The following is a 2,954-nucleotide window of genomic DNA, read 5'->3' as shown; positions in this document are numbered from 1 at the left end:
TTCATAATTTCAGCAGGTTCTCCTTCCATGTTGGTGACGACAGCTTCATAACGATAGAAATCTTTATAGTCGAGGAGGAGTTGTGGTGTATCTTTATCTATTTTCACTCTACGGATGACAAATCTTCTTGGCTTTTCCCATGTTTTAAGGATAAATTCTTTACTGGTAACACTGGTAAATTCATCAATATTCTGCCAGTGTTTTTCAGGAATGGATAGGATGAATTTTCTGTAACTATTCAGCCTGTAGGAAAGTAGGAGAGTAGGGAAGTAGGAAAGGGGAGACATTGTCCCCAGAAGAGGAATACCGTGCACATCCTTTATCCCTTTCCTACTACCTACTTGCCTACTATTTCCTCCTGAAAGTAGGAAGTAGGAGAGTAGGAAAGTAAGAAAGGTATTATCTAATTCTATCTAAAGATCTTAATTATCTGCCAGATTTTCAATCCATTTGGGATATATCTGAAGAAGTGAGTAGGATGCTTATACTCGATGTTCAAGTTTTTTAAAGGTATAAAGATTTAACCGCAAAGAGCACAAAGGAAGGTTTCGCAAAGGACGCAAAGGAAGGAAAATAAGGTGGTGAACAACCTATTGTTTTATTAAGTTTGCTTTGCTATGTTTAGAAAGTTATCGGTTATCAGGTTATCGGTGAAGAGAAAACAATGGACTGTTATCTCCGATTACTGATTACCGATTACCTAAGTAACATGCAAATTCAATTTAACAGAGCACTATAATCTTTGCGTTCTTTGCGGTTAATTTCTTTGCGTTCTTTGCGGTTAAAAAAGGATAAACCACTTAATCTTAAAAAAACTTGAATATCGAGTATTAGTTTTAAAAACTACTCTGATTACTCTTCTCTGGCAATAGTTCCCTTCACTACTCTTATCTTTAGCTTCTCCTCAATATCCTGGGCACTTTGGTCAATATATCTGCATTTTGGTGGTTTGTAGCAGCAGGAAGCAAGCATGATTACATCTACCTTAACTTCCGTTTTCATTACCTCAGCCTTTTCAAATCTACCTTTACCCGGACAACCGTTGCAGGAAGCAAAAGCTACGATTACTGGATTATCTAATTCTGTAAAATTACCTTTTTTATTCATACAGGCAAGAAAGCAATTCACATGTGAACTATATTTAGCACAGCCCATATCCCAGCGCAATTTGCAAGCAATAATACCAACTTTGGTCATAACTACACCTCTCATTCAGAAAGAAATAGTATTCATCCTGGCAGCTAATTTTGCCAGGTCATAGACCCCAGAGAACTTTGCCCCTTCAACCAATTCCTCTTCCTTAATCCCTCTAACTTCAGCACAGGGTTTGCAAACCAGCATAGGAATCTTGAGAATCTGGCATATCTCAAAGGCATCACTGAACCCTGCCAATCCAACTCCTTGAATGGTTTCTTGTTGGGCAATGCCTTGTTTAGCAAAAATAACCCCATCATTAGCCAAAAAGATAGTTACTTCATCTTTATTTTCTTTAGCCGCTTTGGCGGTTAAAAATGCTAATGAGGCGCGGTTTGGATCGTCTAATCCACAGGTGCAGACAACTAAAAGATTAGCCATTTATAGTTTCCTCCTCAGAAAGACCCCAGACCAGTAACCGTTCAGGTAGTCTGGTGTCTGAGTGTCTAAGTTGATTCTATTCTGTAATTGAAATCAATCAATAATGATTTCCCTTTTTTGAGATTTGTTCACAAATAAGCTTAGACTCCAAACAAAGCTGGACCTTCTTTAAGCAGGGAGATATTTTTGCCTCTGGGACTACAATGGTTAGTGATTATCGGTTCTCCTGGTATCTTACCTGGGAGGAGTTGATTCCAATATGCCCAACGGAAGGCAAGTTTACCCCAGTGATTTATCCGTGTTTCCTTCAGTAATGAAAATGGTCCCAGCAGAGGAAACGGAAACTTACCTGGCAAGGGTTCTACCTTATAGTTAAAATCAATAAGCAGGGCTTTGTTAAAACCAGACTCAATAAAGCAGTTAGAGTGCCCGTCAAATTTGGCTGTAGGTGCCTGGCCTTTTATTTCACTTAACAGGTTCTCCGCCATTACCTCAGACTCAAAATGGGCTACAGAACCAGCCTTTGAGGTAGGCAGGTCTGTGCCATCACCAATAGAATAGATATTGTCATAGCCGATAGCTTTAAGGGTCTGTTTATCCGTACGAATATAGCCAACACCATTACCCAGCCCCGATTCCTCAATCACCTCTGCTCCTTCGGTAGGAGGAATAGCTACCAGCAGGTTATAATCAATCTCTTTGCCCTGAAATGATTTTATCCTTCCTTTAATATGATCAACCTCACCCAGAGCAAAGTCCGAGGTTATCTTAATCCCTTTCTTTTTAGCAATCTCACCAAATACCTGACTGGCAATTGGTTTGGTGAATGCCCCTGTTAGAGGTGTAACTAACTCGATTTCTATCTTGTGGCGAATACCACGCTTATGAAAGTAATAATCAGCCAGAAAGACAAACTCTATGGGTGCTACCGGACATTTGATGGGGTACTCAGCAATATTAAAAACCAACTTACCCTTCTCAAACCGCTCCAGTGCCCTTTGAAGCTTTATCGCCCCATCAGGGGTGTAGAAGTCAAATACATTTTTCTCATATCCCTCTCTCATGCCCTCTATATCCTCGGGAATAATTCGGCAGCCAAGTGAGCTAATAAGCCAGTCATAATCAAAGTTGCCGGCTTTGGTCTTTACCTGGTTATTGCTGGTATCTATTTCTGTTATTTCTGTGCTCACAAAATCCACACCTTTGGGTAATAAACTCCTTATTGGTTTAGAGATATCTGGCAGTTCCCTGTATCCCTTAAATCTGAAGGGAAGAAATATGAAACCAGGCTGATAATAATGCATCTGGTTCTTGTCTATTATTGTAATTTGCCAATCTCGTTCACTCAACTTCTTTCTGAGATGGTAGGCAGACATTGT

The 2,954-nt window shown here is 39.8% G+C and carries 4 protein-coding genes; all 4 read right to left on the bottom strand.

Annotation, left to right across the window (positions count from 1 at the left end; genetic code table 11):
- Positions 1 to 314 (bottom strand): hypothetical protein (locus tag AB1414_18285; GenBank protein ID MEW6609364.1); only part of this gene is annotated, 314 nt, incomplete at its 3' end.
- A 538-nt stretch (positions 315 to 852) separates the two neighbouring features.
- On the bottom strand, positions 853 to 1,197 hold the full coding sequence (locus tag AB1414_18280; protein ID MEW6609363.1) for a CGGC domain-containing protein: 345 nt from the start codon (positions 1,195 to 1,197) through the stop codon (positions 853 to 855).
- 15 nt (positions 1,198 to 1,212) lie between these two features.
- Positions 1,213 to 1,575: a DsrE family protein gene (locus tag AB1414_18275; GenBank protein MEW6609362.1), complete on the bottom strand. Its 363-nt coding sequence runs from the start codon at positions 1,573 to 1,575 to the stop codon at positions 1,213 to 1,215.
- Positions 1,576 to 1,715: 140 nt separating this feature from the next.
- Positions 1,716 to 2,954 (bottom strand): FAD/NAD(P)-binding oxidoreductase (locus AB1414_18270; protein ID MEW6609361.1); only part of this gene is annotated, 1,239 nt, incomplete at its 5' end.

Source organism: bacterium, assembly GCA_040755795.1.
Classification (GTDB): domain Bacteria; phylum UBA9089; class CG2-30-40-21; order CG2-30-40-21; family SBAY01; genus JBFLXS01.
Note: the sequence above shows the minus strand (reverse complement) of the source record. Positions and strands in the feature narration are given on the sequence as shown.

Bases quoted from the DNA above. Each gene is read 5' to 3' on its own strand.
- AB1414_18280 (MEW6609363.1), bottom strand. From the start codon at position 1,197: ATGACCAAAGTTGGTATTATTGCTTGCAAATTGCGCTGGGATATGGGC.
- AB1414_18275 (MEW6609362.1), bottom strand. From the start codon at position 1,575: ATGGCTAATCTTTTAGTTGTCTGCACCTGTGGATTAGACGATCCAAAC.